Here is a 22,334-nt window from a genome sequence, read left to right on the forward strand (position 1 = left end):
TAAGCCTGTGTGAAAACACCATGATCGCCTAAACTGGATTAACTCATTCAGCCTGGGTGACCGGATGAAGCGATTCATAGAAGGTGAAGATCGCAAGCAGGTGACGCTGCTTCCAGAGTGCCTCGATGACTTTGTCGCCGAGGACAATCCGGTCAGAATCATCGAGGCGTTTGTTGAAGAGCTTGACCTTGAATCACTGGGCTTCGATGGAGCGATGCCGTCGACTACAGGTCGCCCGTCCTATCATCCAGGCGTGCTGCTGAAGATCTATATCTACGGCTACCTGAACCGGATCCAGTCGAGCCGCCGCCTGGAACGTGAATGCCAACGCAATGTTGAATTGATGTGGCTCACGGGCCGTTTGGCGCCGGACTTCAAGACCATAGCTGACTTCCGCCGTGACAACGGCACCGGCATCCGCAACGTATGTCGCCGCTTCGTCGTCTTATGCCGCGTGCAGCTTTCGCTATGGGGCTGAGTTGCGCCCGGTCGCTGCCAGAGTTTGTGACCTCGTGAGCAACGATGAGGTGGTGTTTGGCGTCTACTGCCACCTGTACGTTGTAGCCGACCATTCCCGAGCCTTTGCCGCTCGTCGCCATGGAGCGCGCGTCGGGATCAGTCATCGAGAGTTGGCCATCAGGCTGCGTCCTGAGTTGCTCCTTGATCTGATCGAGGTTTCGCATCTGTTCGCGCAAGCGTGCGATCTTGTCCTGCAACCGGGTCGACTTCGCTTCCAGCTCAGCGGGTTGCGTACGATCGGCAGTCTCCAGCGCGTTCAGATACCGCTGGATGCTCTCCTCGATCTGCTTCTGGCGCTTGTCGACCTTACCCTCTGTGAAGTTGCGATCGCGGGTGTTGACTGCCTTGAACTTGCTACCGTCGATGGCAACGAGCGCCTGCGAGAACAGCTTCAGTTCTATAGCGGGCCTCAGATCAAAGAGTGTGTGGATGCCGGGATCGCGGTAATGCTGCCGAAACCCACGACATCAAGCGCGAAATGCCATGGTCGATTTGATAGGGCTGACTTCATCTACATTGCGCGGGACGACGAATACCAGTGTCCAGCCGGTGAACGGGCAATCTACCGTTTCACCGGGGAGGAACACGGTATGCAATTGCGCCGTTACTGGAGCAGCGCCTGTCCTCAGTGCCCAATAAAATCACAATGCACGCCAAGTCCATATCGGCGAATCACCCGATGGGAGCACGAGTCCGTGTTGGAAGGTGTTCAACGTCAACTCGACAAAACGCCAGAGGCAATGACGATACGCAGACGCACCGTCGAACATGTCTTCGGGACGTTCAAGCACTGGATGGGTTACACGCACTTCCTGACACGCCGGCTGCCCAACGTGGGGACCGAGATGAGTCTGAACGTGCTTGCCTACAACCTCATGAGAGTGCTGAGAATCCTGGGATTCAAAAGGACAATGAAAGCGATGCGGCTGGTGGGTGCCTGAGCACCCATCGACATTAAAAACAAGCTCACAATCGCCAGTTAAAGGGCGCTAGACCCCTTCAGCAGTTCGTCATCTGTTTCCGGCGAACGCGCGTCATTGCGGCCTGAGGTGCAGATCGTTGCTCACGGATTGTACCCCCGGCACGCCGCGCGTCACGGCAAGCGCTTTCTGAATCCGTACCTCCGAATCCACGTATCCTGACAACTGCACGACGCCTCGATACGTCGCGACGCTCATCGACAACGATCTTAGCCCCTGGTCCGCGACAAGCGCCCGCTTCACCCGGGCGGCGAGCGCAGCGTCGTCAGTGGCGATCTCCCCCGGCGCGGTCACGGACGGCGTCGCCGTCGACTTACAGCCGTTGGTGTATGAGAACTTCACCGGACGCGTCGGCAGCAGCGACCTGAACGGCTCGCTGGTGTACGTCTCGCGCGAACCCCGCCCGCTGTTGTCTGGCACGCTGGTGTCGAGCCTGCTGCAGTTTTCCCACCTCGCACCACTCGTCGGTGCCGACACGAACGCCAGCAAGGCCAGGCGCGGCGACGCCGTAGCGCAGCCGGCCAACAAGGCGCTGCCGGTCGAGGAGTTCCGCACTGACCGCTGGAAGGCGATCGATGCTGACGTCCGATTCACTGGACGCCGCATCGTCAAGACCGCGAGCCTGCCGATCACTGTTCTGTCCACCCACCTCGTCATGCAGGACGGCGTGCTGATGCTCGATCCGCTGAAGTTCGGCGTGGCGGGCGGCACCCCTCGCTTCGACCATCCACCTGGACGGCAGCAGCAAGCCGCTCAAGGGGCGGTTCTCGCTGCAGGCGCGGCATCTGCGGCTCAAGCAGCTGTTCCCGACATTCGCGGTGATGCGGACGGCGCTCGGCGAAGTCAACGGCGACGCGGCGCTGTTGGCCACCGGCAACTCGCCGGTGGCACTCGCCGCGACCTCCAACGGCGAGGTGAAGATGTTGATCACCGACGGCGCGGTGAGTCGCTTGCTGATGGAGGCGGCCGGGCTGAACGTGGCGAACGTGGTGTACGAGAAGCTGTTCGGCAATCGAGACGTGACGATCAATTGCGCGGCGGCCGACTTCGTCGCCACCAATGGTGTGCTCGACTCGCGCGTATTCGCCCTCGACACCGACGATGCGGTGGTCGAGATGGACGGAAACGTGAACTTGCGAGACGAGACCATGAATCTGACGATTCATCCGCACACCAAAGGGTTCCGGGTGATCTCGCTGCGCTCGCCGCTGTACGTCAAGGGCAGTTTCAAGGAGCCGCAAGTCGGCAGGAAGGCCGGGGCGCTGGTCGCGCATGGCAGGGCGGCGGCGGGACTGGGCTTGCTGAATCCGTTTGCGGCGGTGATCGCGTTGCTCCAGCCGAGCGACAATCGGCCGTTGCCGTGCCAGCAGATGCTGGCAGACATGGAGAAGCGCGCGACGGCGCCATCGCCGGGAATACGACAGAAGACGAAGCTCGCGCCGGCGTATATGAGCGCAACGTCGGCTGCATCCGGGGCTTCCGGGGCGGCGGCTGTTGGGCGCGAGCAGGCGAATGGAGCGAGGGACCCGTCCTCCTCCCGGACCGGTGGCGCAGCGGTTTTCAAGGGCAATTGAAGGCGTGCCTCCTGCCGCACACCTGAGACGCTATTCCCATGTCGCGCGCCAACCTCACTCTCATGTAGCGCCAGGAGGCGTGATTTGCTTGTGTAACTTGCAGACCCCTGTCTGCGGAGAACGTAGCCCGTCCACGCCGGCTGCGACAAGCAGCTTCTCCACTAGCGACGCAACGAAGCGCGCCACGTAAAACGCCGCGAGCAGACTCATCACGGCCGCAATGATGTCCGGCAAGGCGCTCAGCGTGGCCAACCCCTTGCATGGGCGGCGGGAAATTTTCGCAACAACGTGATCTACCGCGCAGTGTGACGCACAGGTACTCACTGATTATTGATAGCGCTGACTCACCAGTGGCTGTATGAAGAAGTGGTCGGGACAGTGGCGTTTTGTGCCCCCGGCGTGAAAGCCCGATTTGAAGCCGGCGGAATGTCACCTGACGATGAGAGGAGTTCATCATGCTGCGGTGGATAACCAGCTGGGCTGTACGCAACGCGCTTACTCCGGAGAAGCAAGCCGAAAAAGCGTTGCGGGAATTGCGTCTGGAACTCTTCCAGGCTGAACAACGCATCCTTGACGCTCAGATGCACGCAGATTACTACCGAGCCCGCCTGGCCTTTTGTGAAGCGGTGTTGAAAAGCGGCATCGAGCAGGTAAGCGATCAGCGGAAGGAGCCGCAGACGGGCTGGCAGGCATTGAGGACGGGCCACAAACTTACAGCGGCCCAATAGCGCAAACCCTGCGCGGGCGGAGCGACGACTCCTTCCAGATTTCGCCGTTCAGACTGAACAGCTCGATGACGCCTTCGGCGACCTGCCACCGGTATTCCGACAGTCGCCGCCGACGACGGGTCAGGTCGGTCTGTTCACCATTCGGCTGGATCGCTCCATCGCTCGGTCTTGCGCCTCTGGGCGACCGGCTTCGACCGGCGCTCTGCGCCGAGTGTCCGATGCGCCTGCTCAGTGCATTGCTGTGCGCCCGTACTGCCACGAAGAAGTCGGACCAACAGCATCGACACCGGTCCGCCGGCCGACATTGCAGCGACCTGCGGCGAGCGGGCTTCCGGCTCGCACTGGATGATGTTTCGCAGGTCACCCCGCGTCTGGCCGAACTGCTGCCGTGCGTCGATATTGTCAAGATCGACTTTCTCGACTGCACGCGCGAGGACCTTAACGAACTTGTCAGCATCGTCAGGCAACACGGGAAGGTATTGCTCGCCGAGAAGGTCGAAACACCGGAAGACCATGACGTCGCCATGCGCGCCGGCTTCGACCTACTACTTTGCCAAGCCGCAGGTGCGGACACGCGGCGTCTCACGCCATCGCGCGAAGCGCTGCTGCGCCTGCTGGTGCTGCTGTGCGGCGAACCGGAGATTGTCGAACTTGAATCCGAGCGAGGCGAAGCAGTCCGCCGCCGGCAACGTCGTCGAGCTGCAACAGATGATTCGCGGTTCGGACCTGAGCGAACTGCGTACAACGTACAACGGCAGTTACGGTGCGAGCCTGCTGTTTTACAGCAAGGAAATGACGTATTACGTCGTGCTGTTCCAGCAGAAGAACTTCTGGCGCGTCATCAAGACACCGGACCAAACCCACGCCGACCTGATCTACAAGGACTTCGTGCGTCAGACCGTGCAGTTGTCCGATGTCGAAATTCGCCGCGGCCGGCTCGAGGCGCAAAAGGCGTTCATCGAGCGGATGATTGCGCTGTCGCAGGGTCGTGCGAACCGCCTGCAGGCCGACCTCGATGTAGCGAGTCAGCAGCAGACAATCGTCACCAACCAGCAGCAGAAGACGCGTGCCGAAGCTACCCTGCTCGCACAGCAGAAAACTGCCGCACAGGACCAGTTGCGGTCCGCGCAGCGGCAGGTGCGCGAACTCCAGAGTCAGCTGGAAAGCGGCCTGGCAGGCTCACACTGATTTTCAGTCTTTCCCTGCAGGAGCACGACCCGTCCGGTTCTCATCGGGATGTTCGCGCAGGGAGGCACTTCAGACATACATGTCGTCAGCCTTGTCACCAAGCGCTATCTCGCCGCTCCCGGCGAGGTCGCGCGCGACCTGCACAACCTTGCGCTGTTGTGCTTCGACTTCCGACAGGCGCACCGGGCCGCGTGTGTCCATATCTTCGGAAAACAGCTCCGCCGCGCGTTGCGACATGTTCGCCATGAATTTCTGACGCAGCTCGGGCGGCCCGACCTTCAGTGCGATCCCCAGTGTCTCCGTGCCAACTTCCCTGAGCAGCAGCCGGATCGCGCGATCATCGAGCTCGACCAGGTTCTCGAACGTGAACATCTCGTCAATGATCCTTTGCGCGAGATCGTCGTCGTAGCTGCGTACGTTGTCGATTACCGATTCTTCGTGCTGGGTTGACAGGTAGTTGAGGATTTCCGCTGCCGCGCGAACGCCGCCAACCGCCTTGCGTTTCACGTTACCGCTGCCAGACAGCAACTCTGTCATCACATCGTCGAGTTCGCGCAATGCAGCCGGCTGGATGCCGTCGAGCGTGGCGATGCGCAGCAGCACGTCGTTGCGCGTCCGTTCGGTGAAGCATGCGAGTACGTCAGAAGCCTGCTCCGGGCCAAGGTGCACGAGGATGGTTGCGATGATTTGCGGGTGTTCGTTTTTGATCAGTTCCGCGACGGCTCGCGCATCTATCCACTTCAGGCCTTCGATGCCGCCAACGTCGTCACCCTGCAGAATGCGGTCGATGACGTTGCCAGCCTTGTCTTCGCCGAGCGCCCTCGTCAGCACCGACCGGATGTAATCCTTCGAGTCAAGCGATAGCGTCGTGTGCGTTTCTGCTTCCTTGATGAAGTCTTGCAGTACAGTGTCGACGGCACCGCGCGTGACGTTTTTCAGCGCGGCCATCGCGATGCTGATCTTCTGCACCTCACGTGGGCCGAGGAACCGGAAGGCTTCGGCCGCCTCGTTTTCACCGAGCGACATCAGCAGCAACGCGGCCTTGTTGATTCCTTCGGCGTTCACTGACCACTCCGTGACTTGCTAACAACGATTGCGGCGATCTTCTGATCTCTTGTTTCCGGCAAGCGCGCGTTGTTCCGTTGCTCTCCCGACGTTGGGAGCAATGCTCCATCCGTCGGTCGCATGCGTCCCGGAGATCTTAAAGGACGACGGCCCGTGGGCCAGCCAGGGCGTGCCGGAAGTACATGCCGGACACGTTGCGCGAGCCAGTCCGCTTTAAGTCCGGCACGGTACGCTGACCTGAACGGTGCGGGATTCATGCGTCGGTGCCTCGCCGGCGGGGTAGGTTCAGGTTGACCCACTCGTAAGCATCGTGCCCAAGCCTGCCCACTTCGCGCCACACGGCGAAGGGAATCTCCTGTCGGGTCGCGTGCCGATCAACCAGACCCTGGCATGCCTGTGTCATCTGTCGAAGCAGCACAATCGCATGCGTTTCAGCTCTCTCCCCGTGCTGGTCGAGCGCCGTCTTCGCCTCGTGAGCCCGTTGAAACATTGCCCGCCATTGGGAATCCCGGATTTCCTGAGCGTGAGTGCCTCGCTGCGCGAGCGCGCTCGAAACAATGTAGAGGTTTTTGAGCGCCGTGATGACTTCTGGTGGCAACACAACGCAGCCTTCGCTGCAGCCCGGCTGCGTGCGCGTCATCAGCATGCCCTCGACAGATCCGCCAGGGGTGTGACCGCGAGATCCGTTCTCGACGAAGCCTTGCGACCTCCTGAGGAAGGGGCCGGACGTGAGATGTTAGCCAGCCGGTGCAAATCTGGACTGGGTAGCGGTGTTTGTGAGATGCCGGTCGAGGTGGCGCTCATGCGGGCGTGACAAGTGTTGTTGGATGAGAAATTCGCTGGACTGTTCAGGTCGCTTTCTGCCTTTCGTGCAGATGTGGCTACCGGATGGGGAGGCAATAGCCGGCTTACTTTAGTGTTTGCGGCCAAAGCACGCCTGGGCGGCTTCGAAGGGCGACAGGCCCGCGCCGAAATAGCCCCGAAGACGCTTTATGGTCACAGGGTCGGGATGATAGTGCGGGCGGATAAATCCCGCTTCAACGGCTTCGCCGTACCAGGCACGCGTCCACTGGTCCAGGCCCTGTTCATACATAGCGATACGTATTTCGACTCGTTAAACATGATGATTTCCGAAAGCTCAATAGACGCGTTCGCCGTACATGATCGCGCGGACACTGCAGGCAATCAGTCGACGCGACGACGCCTGGTGCCGCACAACGTTGTCCGCGAATTTCTGACGTGTGACACCAGCAGCAATTGACGCAACTGCGGCAGGCGTGTTCAGCGAATCAGCTCGCTTGTCGTGACCGTACTCAAAGACTCTACGATGCCGGTCACTGCTATAGTGAGACACTGCATCCCGCGACGGGCGTGCCGAGCAGGTTGAGCAGCGCGCGGAGTCGTTGCCGGTCCTGCGCCGACAGCCCAGGGCGTGTCAGCAGGCACTCGATCTGCGATATCCAGTAGTCGCGACGGATAAGTCGTGGGCGACAAACCAGAGCGTTCAGTGCCTTCTCCAGTTGTCCAATCTCGGTCTTCACCATGTTCACGTTCATCTCCTTTCGCGATCCTCTGAAATCCGGAATGTCACACGAGCTGTCGTGGACCGCAGCAGACACCTCATTCGCAAGAGATCAGTGGCTGTTTCCATCAGCCTGCTCGACGTCGACGGCGCTCTGGCATCCGCTGGGACGCGACACACGCTACATGTGACACAACATCTGCTGCAGGTAATTTAGCCATATCACCATCAGGACGTAGGCGAGGACGAAGAGCCAATCCAGCGTGCGATCAGGCCATGTCGACATCGGCTTTCTCCTTCGATACCGGGTAGTGACTACGTGCGCTCGTTTCGCGCTTTCACACCGGCTCAGCAGCAGTCCACCGCGTCCAGCCGCCTTGTCCATCTGCACCGGTGACGCGCAAGGCGCGGGAGCCGTCGGTGAACGTCAGGCATTCAACGCGAAGACGCCGGTCTGCGTCAGTACCATGTGCGTGGACGTCGCCGCCCTCATGCCTGAAATGCAGCTTGCCTTCCTGCAAGAGGTCCAGCGATGACTGATCTCCTGGGTATGTGCGTTTACGGTCCCACCGGTTCAGGAGCGTCGCGGCAACTTCGGCGTCGAACATGTTGAACTTTCCTCAGCGGGCAGATAAGGATGTCAGCCCGAAGCATCTTGAAGTGTGTGTCATGGCCGCCTTGAAACGCGCGATCGCGCCCGGGTATCGACGCTCTGTTCGTTCGATGCGGCTGGTGCAACATCGAATCCCTTGATGGCGGTCAGACAGACGAGGCTTGGGAGCAATAGCAGCCACAGTTTTTGGGCAAACGTTTGCCTTTCCATGTCGACCCGCCGTCACGGCATGAATGAAATCAACATGTATTACGGCATCCATTCCTATATTTTGACCGGGGTAAACCCTTTGTTAGCATGCCATCCGCATGGGAGCCAGACAGTGCAATAATCTGCGCTGCACAGGTTCTGGCATGGCCTTCGGCATAGCCGGAATCCTTCAGCCGACACGACCTGTCGGCTTTTTTTCGTCAGCGTGTGGGCGAGCGCTCGTGCGAATCTACGGACCCGGAAGAGTCTTTCCATTGGAGAATTCGTTGATAGCGAGCACCGCCACTGTGGGTTGCGGACCGGTACATCGACCGGTTCGCCGAGCGAGTGGATTGCGCGCATTGCGACGGGCGCATCTTCGGGTACGCTCCCTAACCGAAGCTTCGGTCACATGCGTTCGGACGCAAGGCACACGACACTCTGGTCTTCTTCCGTTGCGTCTAGCCTCGTGCCGGACCTTCAATCAGAAAATCCCGGTTGTCCGCCATGCGTTACGCCAGAGACGCCGGGGCGATATGGAGTAGGATCTACGGCTTGCTCCAGACCTGTTTCCAACACATGAGAAAGGTACCGCGGGCGTCCCTTGAGACTGCTCCTTCGACCGGACACGCGGTGCCCACTAGTGCGGGGCCGAAGTGGGCGACCTCTCTATCCGCGTCGGCGAGTACGTCGGCGGGCACCCGGCCCCAAATCGACAAGCTGGCAAGTACGCCTGTACAGCCAACCAGGATAACGAGAGTACGTTTTAATCGGGGCGGGCGGCTGGCGATAAAATCAAATGGCATGGGAAGCCTCGTCTGGCGGGGGGCTTATGAGCGGTCTTATCGGCACCGGCCTCCGAAACCATAGATATCCGTTCAATCTTTTTTTTCGGGACGGATTGCGAGGAGAAGGGCGAATCATGGGTCGAAGCTAAAGCGGCAATCGTCCAGGCGTTTGGGTCGACTTATTCGTAGTCCACGAGTGCGTGTCCCGCCTCGACTGGCAGCTCGCTGCCAGTCCCACCAGTCTCGATGAAAGCGGGACGGACTATCTATATCGGGTCGTTACGGAAACTATCCGCGTAGGCGGGTCCGAGCTCACGATGTTTTAGGCGCTTAGCACCTGTTTGAACCGTTGCACGTCAACTCGCCGATCGACTGTAAACTCCATTCGACGCTCGAGCGACGCCTTGCGCTTTTCTTCAGCGTTCGCGATGAAGTCGGACAGTTCGCGCTCCAAGGCTGAGTCTTTGGCGTCCGGCTTCCACCTCGTGGCTCCGTGCCGCCGGCGCGTGGCCCGAGCAAGGGCTAGCGCTGCCATCGCGGCCTTCGTACATTCGTATTCAACCTGACCACAAAGGTCGATTGGCTCGCCGAATTCGCGAAGCGCTTCCACATACTCCCGAGCGGCGTGCACTGTCGCCGGATACTCACGGAGCTCTGAGATAACTTTGCGGCTCAAGACATGCCAGTGAAACCTGTCCGGGTAGGCAAAGGTGGGAATGGAAACGCCTTTACTGGCTTCGCGGCTCAAATGGCCGACTGGCTCCGCTGCTGCCCAGGTGGCCTTATGCATCATTGTCCGACAGGTTCGGGCGTACCTTTCCAGCGATAACGCTAGTTCCAGTGCAGTATCGCGTCGCTGACGCTTGCGCTCCCTAGCATCCCTCGCTGAAATCCAGGCGAGCGTTATGACAGAACCGACTGCCGCTGATGTCAGCGCCAAAGTTACCGGAGTGTTCCAGTCGACTCGCTGGAGAAATTCAAGCCATTCCTGCCGCATACGATGCGCCTCAGAGAAAGAGGTGCAGAGAGTACAGGCAATCGTTTGCGCAGTAATCAGAGCAAAATTGGCGTTGTGTGTTTTCGTCACAATCGCTTCAGTACGGCGGTGAGTATCTTGACAAAATATGCTGATCCAGGGCAGCAGCCGGACCAGAACGAGGGGAGGCGCGCAAGATATTCAGGACCGGTCCGCTTCCTAAATAGACGGGGTCTGCCGGTCGTGGCCACCACCGTTTGCTCGCTCAATCGGCAAGCTTCGGCCAGAAGCTAGATGCACCGTCCTAGATCGTTCGTGATCGATTTGGAATCAGTGACAGATAATGCATAGATCGATGAGAAGAGGGTAACGCCAGATTCAAGGTGCGAGCGCCGCGCATTGAACGCCTAAACTGTTTCAACGCATGGAGACGGGGTAACTTATGACGCGATTCGCTGAAGGCGATATCGAAACGGGCCGGACATTGAGTATGGAACGCTGAGCCGACATCGGGATTCGCCATAGCTATACGCGAGGAAGGGGCGGTCGCTGGTGCCCATCGGATCGCGCGGGTTTGGAACCACCAGGAGGAGCGGCTGTGAAGAAAGAGCAACAGGTTGCGCTTGTGACGAATGCGTCGGACTTTGCAGGCCCGCCTGCCGTAGCAGCGCTGCTGGATGCGGGATTAACCCACATGCTCCACTGGACCGGCCGCGTCCTGCCGGTCAAGCGCCTTTGCAGTCTCGGCCGGACTCTTGACATCATCACCGTAGTAGATGGCGCACAGACATTCGCTCGGATGCCAGTGAGCTTCCGCGAGCTCGATTGCGACTTTTTCGCGACGAGCCTTCATGAATGGCTCGGTGCTCCTGTGGGCAACGGCATGTTGATCGTCAGGCAAAGCCGGATTGATGAAACCTGACCGTTGCTGGCACCGTTCGATCCACCTCCGCTTCGCATCGACAAATCCGACAACTGGAACCTCGGTACCTATAGTTCCGCGGTACAGGCGGGAATAGCCCCCGCAATTCGATTTCGTGAGGAGATTGGCACCGACAAGGTTCATGCGCGGTTGCGGGAGTTGACCCGATACTGGACGACCATTGCGCGCGATGTCCGCGGCTTCAGGTTGCACACGCCAATGCACACGGACGATCTGGGCGCGGTCAGCCTGTTCTCCATCGATGGAATGGATGCCAGGAAAATCGAAGAGGAGCTTCGAAACACCTGGCAAGTCCACGTCAAGCGTCGGAGCGTACAAGGTCTCGACGGGATACGAGTGTCGCCGCATATCTACATGCTAAAAAACGAACTGGATGTCTTTGTCGAGGCGCTCATGCAAGTCGTCAAGCTTGGCTCGGCCTGACACCAGCCCAAAGGTCGGGATTTCCTGTTAAAACATCTCGGGTCGGCCCGGCCTGGGAGGAAAGCCGGCGAGCGCGTCGTAGCCGTGTCGCCCTCAAGGCCCGCAGTGCCAGCGCCGGTGGCTATTGGCACTGCTGCTTGGATGTCTCATGACGGAGCCGCAGCGGCCATTCGGCGCGGCAGCCCGACCGGCCGCCTCGGGTCGACCTGAGCCGGACGCCGAACGACCTCCGGTGGATCGATTATCCATTCAGCATCGGACCGGGTTCGGCCATGAAGCGACGATCATCCGGGGCTACCGAATGACCGATCTTGGCGCCATTGCGGCCGCTTTGAGCGGCTGATAATGAAACGGACGAGTGCGATGTCTCCGGCACGGCGTATTCACCGCACATAATTCCCGTGCCGATCGAACGCGCGACATCATCATGGCGACGCGTCCGATCGGCACGCGATCATCCGCATGTCTGAGCCGAACCCATTGCGCGCCCGGACAGTTGAGCCGATCTCCGATCAGCCCAGGTTGACGGGCATGTCGTCGTAACGCTTGAGCTTGTAGAACAGCACCGACACCAGCCAGCTGACGACAAAAAGGCCGATCACCGCGTAGCCGAGCAGGCCGAAATTGTCCGACGCCGCGCCGATCAGACCCCAGAAACCGCGCTTGAGGTCGAGCTTGTCCGCGATGAGCGCCAGCGCCTCGATGCCGCCGATCAGCATCGCCACCACTAGGGAAGCGAACGTGATCGTGATGTTGTAGTACAGCATGCGGACCGGCTTCATGAACGCCCAGCGTAAGCGCCTAGCATCAGCACGCCGTCGGCGGTATCGACGAGGCACATGCCAGCCGTGAACAGCGCGGGGAAGATCAGGATGGTCGCGAAAGACATGCCCTCAGCAGCCTGAGGGGCGGAAATACCGAACAGCACCACTTCCGTCGCCGTATCGAAGCCCAGGCCGAACAGAAAGCCGATCGGGTGCATGTGCCAGCTGCGCGAGACCAGGTGGAATAGCGGACGGAAAATGCGCGACAGGAAACCGCGCTTGTTGAGCAGCATATCGAGGTCTTCCTCGACGAGACGTTCGTCACGCCGTCGCTGGACGATCCGGTCACCGATACGTAGTGAAGTTAGCGCGCCAGGAGTGCACAATTTCCGTATGAGTATCGCTTTGCGAAGAAGCGGCGCTGCGGCTGCCTGCATCGGCGACCGCCGCGGTCGGTGGCGTGAGAATCCCGTGTGCGGTATGTGCGTTGCCGAATGCAGGATGTCGCGACGCCGGGTGCGTGCGGCCGCCGGCGCGCCCCGTCTGGATCTCTCGGTGAAGGTATGCGGAGCCTGCCGTAAAACCTGCACGACCATCGGAGGAGAGCAGCAATGATCGATTTCAGTGAAGCCCGGGAATGGATGGTTGTATGGCAAATCGCGGCCCGCGGCATCTGCGATTCCAACGTGCTATCCGCGATGCGTCATGTGCCGCGCGAGGAATTCGTAGCGGAGCACCTCCGTGAAAGCGCGTACGACGATAGTCCGTTGCCCATCGCGAGTCACCAAACGATCTCGCAGCCCAGCATCGTCGCGCAAATGATCGAGGCGGCCGAACTGGGTCCCCACGACCGGGTTCTCGACATCGGCACGGGCTCGGGGTACGCCGCCGCAATTGCGGCCGCAATCGTGGCGCATGTTGATTCCGTTGAACGCGATCCGGTGCTCGCCAGCACCGCTCGCAAGACGCTGGCGCGGTTGGGCATTTCAAACGTGACCGTTCATCTCGGAGACGGCACTGTCGGCTTGGGCGCCTATGCGCCGTACGATGCAATTATCGCGGGAGCCGGCGGTCCGCGTATCCCGCGGGCGTGGCGTTTGCAACTCTCGGTCGGTGGCCGGATCGTCATGCCGGTGGGACGCGAGCCTTATCATCAGCGATTGATCAAACTGGTCCGCTACAGCGAACACGATTATCACGAGCGCTCGCTCGGCGAAGTGAGCTTCGTACCGCTAGTCGGCGAAGACGGCTGGCCTGATCATTAAGTGTTCGGCCGCCCGGTTCCAATCTGGTGCTGGCCCGGCCCGAGCACTTACCGGCATCAGATGACGCCGTGCAGGCCGTACAGGGCACCGCACGATATATAGAGCCGCGACCATCGGATTGGAGTAAAGCCAAAGCGTGATTAGCGGCTATGTGTCGCTCGACGGATCTGCATTGATATCGTTTTCTAGCTTGCGGCGCCCAATAGGCCAATACCTTTAGTAGCAACCTGACAAGACAGGTTCGGGCACCGCCACCACGACCTCCGCGCGGCGCTCTGTCGTCCACTAAAACCACGGGATCGTCACCATTGATCTGGCTACCTTCTAAACACGCCGCTGGTCAGCAACGGGTACACGTGCACCGAAGTGGGCCAGTTGTTGGGCCAGGCCGCCACGACAGTTCAGCGATGGGGCCGACGCTTCGAGCAGGGCGGTTTCGACGGATTGCCAGAAGGCGAACGGCCCGGACGTCCGCGTGCGTTGGACGAATCGCAATGGCATCGCACTGAGGCGGATCTGCGCAGGACACCGCGCGACTTCGAATTTGAAGCGGGCCTGTGGGATGGACAGCCCTGTCCGAACATTTGCGCAAGCGCTACGGATCAAGCTGGACGTTCGGCAGTGCCAGAGACAGTTCAGACAGATGGGTTTTCGGCTGCGCAAGCCGCGCCCGCAGGTTGCGCAGTCTGATCCTGTGAGCGTTGCGGGTGAGCTTGTCGGATGTCTGTATGAGGGCTCTGCCATGGACGCCCCGGTTTGCCAGGCTTGTTTGGGCTTTTGATATTTTTATAGCCCTGACAATGTGTTGCAGACAGGTCTAGAATGAAATCAAGGTACGTGTCGTGTATCGAAATGTTTCCCGGGACACGGGAAGCGGTTGGCGACGCGGCCAGGCCCCACGCAGGATGGTTTCACTGCAACCGAGCCGATTCCATTTCGGTCTAATCAGGACTATACAGGTCCTGATTAAAACGGGAGATATTCGGATGTTGCGCATGAGCAAACTTGCCGACTACGGCACAGTGATCATGACCGCGATGGCGCGCGATCCGGATGCAGTCCACAGCGCAAGCAGCATTGCGGCGGCGACCGGAGTCGCGATACCTACGGTGTCAAAGGTGCTGAAAATCCTGACGCGGGGCGGTATGGTGGAGTCGCTGCGCGGCACGAATGGTGGTTACCTGCTGCCGCGGCCGCCCGAGCGGATCACGCTGGCGGAGGTGATCGCCGCAGTCGACGGGCCGATCGGGGTGACCGAATGCAGCACGTTGCCTGGCTTGTGCGTCCAGGAGGCGGCGTGCGCGGTGCGGGCCAACTGGCAGAAGGTCAATCGCGTGATCTGCGAGGCGTTACAGCAGGTCACGCTGGCGGACATGGCTGGTCCGACCTTGCGCGCGGTTGATATCAGCGCGATCCGCGCGCGCAGCATTCCCAGCCGCCGCGCGGGTGCGACTCAACTGTCGCGCAAAACGACCGACGGAGGCCATGCATGAGCGCATCTACAACCGGTTTCGACGAACTGATCAGTCGCGAGTACCCGCATGGTTTCGTGACCGACCTGGCGGCCGACGCGTTGCCGAGCGGGTTAAGCGAGGACGTGATCCGGCTCATTTCCGCAAAGAAAGACGAGCCGGCATTCATGCTCGAATGGCGTCTCGTGGCCTATCGGCACTGGCTCACGATGACCGAGCCACGTTGGGCGACAATCCGGCATCCGCCGATCGACTACCAGGGCATCGTCTATTATTCCGCGCCGACGGCACAGAAAAATCGTCCGAAGAGTCTCGATGAAGTCGATCCGGAACTGTTGCGTACTTATGAAAAGCTGGGTGTACCGCTGGAAGAACGCGAACTCCTGGCAGGCGTTGCGGTGGATGCGGTGTTCGACAGCGTCTCGGTAGCCACGACGTTCCGCGAAAAGCTCGCGGAACTCGGCATTGTGTTCTGTTCGTTCTCGGACGCCGTGCAGCAACATGCCGAACTGGTGCAGAAGTATCTCGGCTCGGTGGTGCCGCACACCGACAATTTCTTCGCCGCGCTGAATTCCGCCGTGTTCAGCGACGGCTCGTTCTGCTATATCCCGCCGGGCGTGCGATGCCCGATGGAGCTATCGACGTACTTCCGCATCAACGCGCAGAACACCGGGCAGTTCGAGCGTACGCTGATCGTCGCGGACAGAGGCGCGTATGTGAGCTATCTGGAAGGCTGCACCGCACCGATGCGCGACGAAAATCAACTGCATGCCGCGGTGGTCGAGCTGATTGCACTGGAAGGGGCCCAGATCCGCTATTCGACGGTGCAGAACTGGTATCCGGGCGATGCGTCAGGCAAGGGCGGCATCTACAACTTCGTGACCAAGCGTGGCGATTGCCGCGAGGCGAATTCGAAGATTTCGTGGACTCAGGTGGAAACCGGTTCGGCGATCACGTGGAAGTACCCGAGCGTGATCCTGCAGGGTGATAACTCGGTCGGTGAATTCTATTCGGTGGCGCTGACCAACCACTATCAACAGGCCGATACCGGGACGAAGATGGTTCACCTCGGCCGCAATACGCGTAGCACGATTCTGTCGAAAGGCATTTCAGCGGGTTGCGGAAAGAATGCGTATCGCGGCCTCGTGAAGGTCGGCCGTGCGGCCGAGGGTGCGCGCAATTACACACAGTGCGATTCGCTGTTGCTCGGCGACCGTTGCAGCGCACACACGTTCCCCTATATCGAGGTCAAGAACCCGACCGCGAAGGTCGAGCACGAAGCGTCGACATCACGCATCGGCGAAGACCAGTTGTTCTATTGCCGGCAGCGCGGGCTGTCTGCGGAGGATGCGGTGTCGATGATTGTGAACGGTTTCTGCAAGGAAGTCTTCAAGGAGCTGCCGATGGAGTTCGCCGTCGAGGCGCAGAAGCTGCTCGGCGTCAGCCTGGAAGGCAGTGTGGGCTAACCGTTAGCACCTGGCCCACGGCGATTCGCGAGGGATTCGAACCATGCTTGAAATCAGCAATCTGCAAGTCGAAGTCGACGGCAAGAAAATTCTGCGCGGCATCGATCTGAGCGTGAAGGCCGGCGAGGTGCACGCGATCATGGGCCCGAATGGTTCGGGCAAGAGCACGCTTGCCCACGTACTGGCTGGGCGTGAGGACGTTGTCGTCACCGGCGGCACGGTCTCGTATCTCGGCCGCGATCTGCTGGTGCTCGCGCCCGAAGAGCGCGCGCACGCAGGCCTGTTTCTCGCGTTTCAGTATCCCGTTGAGATACCCGGTGTGAGCAACGTTTATCTGCTGAAGGCGGCGTTGAACGCGCAGCGCCGGCATCGTGGCGAGCCGGAACTCGACGCGATGGAATTTCTGCAACTGGTCAAGGAAAAAATGACGTTGATGCAGATGGACGAGACCCTGCTGTACCGAGCAGTCAACGAAGGTTTTTCCGGCGGAGAAAAGAAGCGCAACGAGATCCTGCAGATGGCGGTGCTGGAGCCCCGGCTCGCCATTCTCGACGAAACGGATTCCGGACTCGATATCGATGCGCTGCAGATCGTCGCGCAGGGCGTCAACAGCATGCGCAGCCCCGAACGGGCGATTGTGCTGGTCACGCACTATCAGCGCTTGCTGGATTACGTCGTGCCGGATCGCGTACATGTGCTGGCGAACGGCCGGATCGTAAAGTCAGGGCCGCGTGAACTGGCCCTGGAGCTGGAACGCAAGGGCTATGGCTGGATCGAGGATGAGGCCGTGCAATCAGCCGGTGCAGCCAGTGCAGTGAGTGCGGGACATCCATGAAAAACGAATCTCTCGACCATTTCCATCAGGCTTTTGAACGACTCGCGAAGACGTTGCCCGGCGCCGAGTTGCCGTGGCTGCGTGCCGCGCGCCGAAGCGCCTTCGAACAGTTCGACACGCTGGGCCTTCCGACCACGCGGCACGAGGACTGGAAGTACACGAACGTGTCGGCGATTGGCAAGCGTCCTTGGCATTTCGCGCCGCAACGCACCGGCCGCACCGATGATAGCGACGTGCGACGCATCGTCGATGGACTCGTGCTGGACCCGGCTGGCCATCGACTGGTATTCGTTAACGGTCACCATGTGCCGCGGCTGTCGAAACTGATTGGTTTGCCGCATGATGTGTTTGTCGGCTCGCTCACGCGGGCGTTGAGAGAAATACCGCAACGACTGCAGGCTGCGATCGCTTCGCAGACGTATGCCGACGGCTTTACCGCGCTCAACACGGCGTTTCTGAGGGATGGATTTGCCGTCGTGCTACCGCCTGGCGAGGTCATCGATCAACCGCTGCACATGCTGTTCCTGACCGACGAAGCGGGACTTGCGGTGCAGCCGTTCAATGTCGTGCTTGCGGGAGCACGCTCAGGCTGCGTGATCGTCGAGCACTTTGTAGGGTTTGGCGATGACGAGTACTGGACCAATGCGGTTACCCGCATCGTCGCAGGCGAACAGGCAGATGTGCAGCACTACCGGTTGCAGCAGGAAGGCACGAAGGCGTTTCATATCGCGTCGGTCGCTGCTGCGCAGCAACGCGCCAGCTGTTTTACCTCGCATGCGTTCGCGTTCGGCGGCGCGTTGTCGCGCACGGGCATTGACACGGGCCTGAACGCCGCGAACGCGCAAGCCACATTGAACGGTCTCTATTTCGTTGGTGGCCGGCAGCACGTCGATCACCACACGCGCATCGATCACGCGGAGCCGCATGGCACGAGTCGCGAATACTACCGTGGCGTGCTCGACGGCGCCGCGCGCGGCGTGTTCAACGGGCGCGTCATCGTGCATCGCGATGCGCAGCAAACGGACACGCATCAGGCGAATTACAACCTGCTGCTGTCGCGCGACGCGGAAATCGACACGAAGCCACAACTCGAGATCTACGCCGACGATGTGAAATGCACACACGGCGCGACGGTCGGTCAACTGGACGAGAACCAGTTGTTCTATCTGCGTGCGCGCGGCGTCGAGGAACGCATGGCGCGAGCGCTCCTGACCTACGCATTTGCACGCGACATTGTCGAACGTGTGCGCATCGAATCGCTCCGCGGTCGGCTTGAAAATCTGCTGCTCGCGCGCACTCCGGAAGGCGAGCGCATCAGGGAGTTGCTATGAAGCCGATTGGACAGATGCAGGCGCCAGATCCGCGCAATGTCGAGCACTGGCGGGCCGATTTTCCGATTCTGGGCGAGCGTGTACATGGCCGGCCATTGGTCTATCTCGACAATGGCGCGACTACGCAAAAGCCGGCCTCGGTCATCTACGCGGAAAACGCTTACTACCGGCATAGCAACGCCAACGTGCACCGCGGCGTGCATCTGCTGTCGCAGCGCGCGACCGAAGCGTTCGAAGCAGCACGCGCGAAGATCGCACGCTTCATCAACGCGCAGCGTCCGGACGAGATCGTGTTTGTACGTGGCACGACCGAAGCGATCAATCTCGTCGCCCAGAGCTTTGCGCGCCCGCAGCTCAAGCCTGGCGACGAAATCCTGATCAGTGCGATGGAGCACCATTCGAATATCGTGCCGTGGCAGATGGTCTGCGAGCAAACTGGGGCGGTGCTGAAAGTCGTGCCGATTGACGATACGGGCGCACTTGATGCCGGCGCGTACGAGCGCTTGTTGAACGACCATACGCGGCTGGTCGCGATTACGCATCTGGCTAACGCGCTCGGCAGCATCAATCCGGTAGAGCTGATCGTTGCAGCGGCGCACGCGAAGGGCGCGCCGGTGCTGCTGGATGGCGCACAGGCGATCTCGCATCTGCCGGTCGACGTCCGCGCGCTCGATTGTGATTTCTACGCGTTTTCGGGGCATAAGGTGTACGGGCCGACAGGCATCGGCGTGCTGTATGCCAAGGCCGCGCTGCTTGAAGCGATGCCGCCGTGGCAGGGCGGCGGCGACATGATCCGTTCGGTGACGTTCGAGAAAACGGAATACAACGCGATTCCGTGGAAGTTCGAGGCAGGCACGCCGAACATTGCCGGCGCGATTGCGCTGGGCGCGGCGCTTGACTATGTTGACAGCATCGGCATGGAAGTGATCGCCGCGCACGAGGCCGGCCTGCTCGCTTATGCAACGGACGCATTGCAGGCGATACCGGGCTTGCGTCTCATCGGTACCGCACGCGACAAGGCGAGCATCCTGTCATTCGTGCTCGACGACGTGCATGCGCATGATGTCGGCACAATTCTCGATCATCACGGCGTCGCGGTGCGTGCGGGTCACCACTGCGCGATGCCGGTGATGCAGCGGTTCGGCGTACCGGCGACAGTGCGCGCGTCGCTTGCCCTCTACAGCACGCGCGAAGATATCGACGCCCTGATCGAAGGGCTTGGCAGGGTCAAGGAGATATTCGGTTCATGAGCGATCTGCGCGATCTGTATCAGGAAGTCATCTTCGACCACTACCGGCGGCCGCGTAACTGTCATGGGCTGGCCGACGCCAATCACAAGGCCGAGGGTTATAACCCGTTGTGCGGCGACCGCATCACGCTGTATCTGCGAATCGAGGATGGCCTCGTCAAGGAGGCGAGTTTCGAAGGCGCGGGCTGTGCGATTGCGACGGCGTCCGCGTCGCTGATGACCGAGGCGCTGAAGGGCAAAACGGAAGCAGAGGCCGAAGCGCTGTTTGGACGCTTTCACGACATGGTGACAACGCCGGCTGCGGGGCAGGCGGCAGTCGCGCCGGAGTTGGGCAAGCTGACGGTGCTGTCCGGTGTACGCGAATTTCCCGAGCGCGTAAAGTGTGCGACGCTTGCATGGCACACGCTGCATGCGGCGCTGCACGACGAGGACCGCCCCGTTTCGACAGAGTGAGGCAGACGATGAGTACATTCGACTGGCTGAAGCGCGCCGAGGCCGCACAACCTGGCAGTGGGGCAACAACAGAACGTCTTGAAGAACGCGTGATCGACGCGCTGCGCACCGTGTTCGACCCGGAGATTCCGGTCAACATCTACGACCTGGGGCTTGTCTACGGTCTCGACGTGGACGAAGCCGAAGGCCGTGTCGAGGTCCGCATGACTTTGACCGCACCCGGCTGCCCGGTCGCACAGACCTTTCCGGCGACGGTGGAGGATGCGGTGTTCTCGGTGAGCGGTGTGAACGACGTGCACGTCGAGCTGGTGTGGGATCCGCCGTGGTCGAGAGAGCGAATGTCGGACGCGGCACGCCTGCAATTGGGGATGCTTTGATATGTCTGACTGGGTCGATGTCGCCGCGATTGAGGATTTCCCGGTCGGCGGTGTTCGCAGCGTCGAGGTCGATGGCGCGCAGGTTGCCGTGTTCAATGTCGACGGCACTTGCTATGCAATCGAGGATATCTGCCCGCACGACGGCGGCATCCTGACAGGCGGTCTGGTGGAAGGCGACGTGGTTATCTGTCCGCGCCACGGTGCGCGGTTTTGCATCAGGACGGGGAAGGTGTTGGCGCCGCCGGCTTATGAGGATGTGGTTGTGTTTCCGGTGCGGATCGAGGCGGGCATCGTTCAGGTGCGTGACGTGCGGTGGGATTGAGGGGCTCTGATGTGATGGACGACTCCTGTTGATGTTCGCTAATTCTGCTAGCCATGTTCACAGCATTTGCTAGCGAAGGAAGCGCTGCGGCCCGCGCCCAGTAAGGCTGGCAGGCCAGAGTGCCGTCACTGCCAAACGATGTGTTTCATCAACGGGCGAACAGCTGGATGTCCATCAATTTTGCTAGCGCGTTCAAGTTGTGCATTAATTCGGCTAATGCGGCTGCCGGGCGACGCAGCATGCGTTAGGCTAAAACACCAGTATGCGTAGATACCGAAAGCCATTGTCGCGATCATCGGACGACGACCCGTCTCGGTGCACGGATGAAAAACGTCGTACTGGAGGGCACTTTTGTGAGTACTTGGCGGGCTTCCGCAGTTCTTGAGCGGATGCCCGCTATACCGTTATCGCACTGCACGCAACCCAACGTGGAACTGGTCAATGTGTTCACCGCAGTCTAGAGTTTCCCTGCGAATAGCGGCATGAGACATCAACAAATAAAGCCATCAGTTGGATGAGACTCTTTTTGCGCGAGACGCCCGCAAGAGTGCAGGTCTTCGTACGGATACGTCACAGGGGAATGAAGCACCATGCGCCACGGAGACCCGTATACGGAAACTTGCGAAGCATCGGGGCTTTCGCCGACTTGGTTCTGACTACCCGTGGCGTTCTATCCACGCGTGCGCCCACGCAAGTCCAGCGACCTGGGCATCCTCGTCGGTCTTAAAGCTTCCAAGAACACCTGAGGCTTCGACGAATTTTGAGCCTTTTGTGATTGTCCCGTTGCCGGCATATCGCGCCGGCCGCAAGATATTTCCATGCTCGCGGATGGCGTGCCCCCAGATGGCGTACCCTTTGTAGACTTCAGCTTCCATGCGCGCCTTAGATCAATAGTGGGGTGTCCCGTCAAAAATCTGTGGCACCGACATGTCTGTGCCGGCTTTCTGCGGCAGACGCATCTGGTATGTGTGCCTGCATTCCAGTTTCTTCGCTTGATACGCAGGTCAGCTATTCCCGCTCGGGTTGCAATTTCCCGGATTTCCTGTCGAGATGGACCATCTGCGGACAGGACAATGACTGCGGTCCTCTCCGCACATGAGAGGCGCCTGGCGTTTTAAGCCTAGGCTACCGGCTTGCGGGCTTTGTCGATGACGTCCACAGTCTCCTTCACCGCAGCCTTGGTCTGCTCGTGCAATGCGCTACCTGCGTCCCACATTGCCCCAAATCCCTTCGACCAGAAAGCGAAAATCGCTTCGTTTCCCGCCGCCTGAAGCGCTGCCTGGACAATGCCG

The 22,334-nt window shown here is 60.2% G+C and carries 22 protein-coding genes and 6 pseudogenes; 18 read left to right on the forward strand and 10 right to left on the reverse strand.

Translation table 11 applies throughout. The annotated features are described in order from the left end of the window. Nucleotides 1–64: 64 nt before the first annotated feature. Nucleotides 65–454: pseudogene (locus tag P0D80_RS51955) on the forward strand (transposase); the annotation flags it as partial. On the opposite strand, the pseudogene P0D80_RS51960 reads toward P0D80_RS51955, so the two are convergent. Next, a pseudogene (locus P0D80_RS51960) lies at nucleotides 438–647 on the reverse strand (IS5/IS1182 family transposase); the annotation flags it as partial. The pseudogenes P0D80_RS51955 and P0D80_RS51960 sit on opposite strands and share 17 nt — an antisense overlap. A gap of 270 nt (nucleotides 648–917) precedes the next feature. Here P0D80_RS51960 and P0D80_RS51965 point away from each other — a divergent pair. Further along, nucleotides 918–1,460 (forward strand): annotated as a pseudogene (locus P0D80_RS51965) (transposase); the annotation flags it as partial. Nucleotides 1,461–1,553: 93 nt separating this feature from the next. Here P0D80_RS51965 and P0D80_RS45425 read toward each other — a convergent pair. Continuing rightward, nucleotides 1,554–1,859, reverse strand: a complete 306-nt coding sequence (locus P0D80_RS45425; protein WP_408182738.1) for a BON domain-containing protein — start codon at nucleotides 1,857–1,859, stop codon at nucleotides 1,554–1,556. Between P0D80_RS45425 and P0D80_RS45430 the strand changes: the two are divergent. Next, nucleotides 1,828–3,073: pseudogene (locus tag P0D80_RS45430) on the forward strand (AsmA family protein); the annotation flags it as partial. The gene P0D80_RS45425 and the pseudogene P0D80_RS45430 sit on opposite strands and share 32 nt — an antisense overlap. Before the next feature lie 60 nt (nucleotides 3,074–3,133). Here the strand turns inward: P0D80_RS45430 and P0D80_RS45435 are convergent. Further along, entirely contained in the window at nucleotides 3,134–3,397 is a 264-nt protein-coding gene (locus P0D80_RS45435; protein ID WP_408182730.1) for a mechanosensitive ion channel family protein, read from the reverse strand. Between the two features lie 131 nt (nucleotides 3,398–3,528). Between P0D80_RS45435 and P0D80_RS45440 the strand changes: the two genes are divergently transcribed. Beyond that, entirely contained in the window at nucleotides 3,529–3,801 is a 273-nt protein-coding gene (locus tag P0D80_RS45440) for a hypothetical protein (RefSeq protein WP_408182728.1), read from the forward strand. A 134-nt stretch (nucleotides 3,802–3,935) separates the two neighbouring features. Here P0D80_RS45440 and P0D80_RS45445 read toward each other — a convergent pair whose 3' ends face one another. Continuing rightward, nucleotides 3,936–4,316, reverse strand: a complete 381-nt coding sequence (locus P0D80_RS45445) for a hypothetical protein (protein WP_408294154.1) — start codon at nucleotides 4,314–4,316, stop codon at nucleotides 3,936–3,938. 130 nt (nucleotides 4,317–4,446) lie between these two features. On the opposite strand from P0D80_RS45445, the pseudogene P0D80_RS45450 reads away from it, so the two are divergent. Beyond that, nucleotides 4,447–4,989: pseudogene (locus tag P0D80_RS45450) on the forward strand (DUF2968 domain-containing protein); the annotation flags it as partial. Nucleotides 4,990–5,058: 69 nt separating this feature from the next. On the opposite strand, the gene fliG reads toward P0D80_RS45450, so the two are convergent. Continuing rightward, nucleotides 5,059–6,054, reverse strand: coding sequence for a flagellar motor switch protein FliG (fliG, locus tag P0D80_RS45455; RefSeq protein ID WP_408294157.1), 996 nt, complete (start codon nucleotides 6,052–6,054; stop codon nucleotides 5,059–5,061). A 253-nt stretch (nucleotides 6,055–6,307) separates the two neighbouring features. After that, entirely contained in the window at nucleotides 6,308–6,700 is a 393-nt protein-coding gene (locus P0D80_RS45460) for a hypothetical protein (protein WP_408294160.1), read from the reverse strand. Nucleotides 6,701–6,877: 177 nt separating this feature from the next. Here P0D80_RS45460 and P0D80_RS45465 point away from each other — a divergent pair, with 177 nt between their 5' ends. Then, nucleotides 6,878–7,315 carry a hypothetical protein gene (locus tag P0D80_RS45465; RefSeq protein ID WP_408294163.1) on the forward strand — a complete coding sequence of 146 codons (438 nt, stop codon included), beginning with the start codon at nucleotides 6,878–6,880 and terminating at the stop codon, nucleotides 7,313–7,315. A 79-nt stretch (nucleotides 7,316–7,394) separates the two neighbouring features. On the opposite strand, the gene P0D80_RS45470 is transcribed toward P0D80_RS45465, so the two are convergent. From P0D80_RS45470 to P0D80_RS45480, 3 genes are all read right to left on the reverse strand, one after another. Beyond that, complete coding sequence (locus tag P0D80_RS45470) at nucleotides 7,395–7,610, reverse strand: hypothetical protein (RefSeq protein WP_408294166.1); 216 nt, start codon at nucleotides 7,608–7,610, stop codon at nucleotides 7,395–7,397. A 304-nt stretch (nucleotides 7,611–7,914) separates the two neighbouring features. Continuing rightward, entirely contained in the window at nucleotides 7,915–8,184 is a 270-nt protein-coding gene (locus P0D80_RS45475) for a hypothetical protein (protein WP_408182720.1), read from the reverse strand. Between the two features lie 1,304 nt (nucleotides 8,185–9,488). Then, entirely contained in the window at nucleotides 9,489–10,253 is a 765-nt protein-coding gene (locus tag P0D80_RS45480; protein WP_408294170.1) for a hypothetical protein, read from the reverse strand. A 487-nt stretch (nucleotides 10,254–10,740) separates the two neighbouring features. Between P0D80_RS45480 and P0D80_RS45485 the strand changes: the two genes are divergently transcribed. After that, a complete protein-coding gene (locus P0D80_RS45485; RefSeq protein WP_408182717.1) occupies nucleotides 10,741–11,064 on the forward strand; it encodes an aminotransferase class V-fold PLP-dependent enzyme in 324 nt (107 codons plus the stop codon). 3 nt (nucleotides 11,065–11,067) lie between these two features. Beyond that, the gene (locus P0D80_RS45490) at nucleotides 11,068–11,508 is read left to right on the forward strand and encodes an aminotransferase class V-fold PLP-dependent enzyme (protein ID WP_408294174.1); all 441 of its coding nucleotides are present in this window, start codon (nucleotides 11,068–11,070) and stop codon (nucleotides 11,506–11,508) included. Between the two features lie 512 nt (nucleotides 11,509–12,020). Here P0D80_RS45490 and P0D80_RS45495 read toward each other — a convergent pair. Continuing rightward, nucleotides 12,021–12,601, reverse strand: a pseudogene (locus tag P0D80_RS45495) (HoxN/HupN/NixA family nickel/cobalt transporter); the annotation flags it as partial. A 282-nt stretch (nucleotides 12,602–12,883) separates the two neighbouring features. On the opposite strand from P0D80_RS45495, the gene P0D80_RS45500 reads away from it, so the two are divergent. The 10 genes from P0D80_RS45500 (at nucleotide 12,884) to P0D80_RS45545 (ending at nucleotide 21,042) form a co-directional block, all read left to right on the forward strand. Beyond that, nucleotides 12,884–13,537: a protein-L-isoaspartate(D-aspartate) O-methyltransferase gene (locus P0D80_RS45500; protein ID WP_408294177.1), complete on the forward strand. Its 654-nt coding sequence runs from the start codon at nucleotides 12,884–12,886 to the stop codon at nucleotides 13,535–13,537. A gap of 336 nt (nucleotides 13,538–13,873) precedes the next feature. Next, on the forward strand, nucleotides 13,874–14,227 hold the full coding sequence (locus P0D80_RS45505) for a helix-turn-helix domain-containing protein (protein WP_408294200.1): 354 nt from the start codon (nucleotides 13,874–13,876) through the stop codon (nucleotides 14,225–14,227). 296 nt (nucleotides 14,228–14,523) lie between these two features. Next, nucleotides 14,524–15,030, forward strand: coding sequence for an SUF system Fe-S cluster assembly regulator (locus tag P0D80_RS45510; RefSeq protein ID WP_408182713.1), 507 nt, complete (start codon nucleotides 14,524–14,526; stop codon nucleotides 15,028–15,030). Further along, nucleotides 15,027–16,475: a Fe-S cluster assembly protein SufB gene (sufB, locus tag P0D80_RS45515; protein ID WP_408294181.1), complete on the forward strand. Its 1,449-nt coding sequence runs from the start codon at nucleotides 15,027–15,029 to the stop codon at nucleotides 16,473–16,475. The genes P0D80_RS45510 and sufB overlap by 4 nt, the downstream gene beginning before the upstream one ends. A gap of 43 nt (nucleotides 16,476–16,518) precedes the next feature. After that, a complete protein-coding gene (gene sufC, locus P0D80_RS45520; protein WP_408294184.1) occupies nucleotides 16,519–17,310 on the forward strand; it encodes a Fe-S cluster assembly ATPase SufC in 792 nt (263 codons plus the stop codon). After that, on the forward strand, nucleotides 17,307–18,641 hold the full coding sequence (sufD, locus tag P0D80_RS45525) for a Fe-S cluster assembly protein SufD (protein ID WP_408294187.1): 1,335 nt from the start codon (nucleotides 17,307–17,309) through the stop codon (nucleotides 18,639–18,641). Before sufC ends, sufD begins: the two co-directional genes overlap by 4 nt. After that, nucleotides 18,638–19,891: a SufS family cysteine desulfurase gene (locus P0D80_RS45530; protein WP_408294190.1), complete on the forward strand. Its 1,254-nt coding sequence runs from the start codon at nucleotides 18,638–18,640 to the stop codon at nucleotides 19,889–19,891. Before sufD ends, P0D80_RS45530 begins: the two co-directional genes overlap by 4 nt. Further along, entirely contained in the window at nucleotides 19,888–20,343 is a 456-nt protein-coding gene (gene sufU / locus P0D80_RS45535; RefSeq protein ID WP_408294193.1) for a Fe-S cluster assembly sulfur transfer protein SufU, read from the forward strand. Before P0D80_RS45530 ends, sufU begins: the two co-directional genes overlap by 4 nt. Before the next feature lie 8 nt (nucleotides 20,344–20,351). Beyond that, a complete protein-coding gene (locus P0D80_RS45540; RefSeq protein WP_408294196.1) occupies nucleotides 20,352–20,720 on the forward strand; it encodes an SUF system Fe-S cluster assembly protein in 369 nt (122 codons plus the stop codon). 1 nt (nucleotide 20,721) lies between these two features. Beyond that, nucleotides 20,722–21,042 (forward strand): Rieske (2Fe-2S) protein, encoded by a 321-nt coding sequence (locus P0D80_RS45545; RefSeq protein ID WP_408182701.1) that lies wholly within the window; start codon nucleotides 20,722–20,724, stop codon nucleotides 21,040–21,042. Nucleotides 21,043–22,334 lie beyond the last annotated feature (1,292 nt).

The sequence above is a fragment of the Paraburkholderia sp. RL17-373-BIF-A genome (assembly GCF_046030175.1).
In the GTDB taxonomy this organism is placed as follows: domain Bacteria; phylum Pseudomonadota; class Gammaproteobacteria; order Burkholderiales; family Burkholderiaceae; genus Paraburkholderia.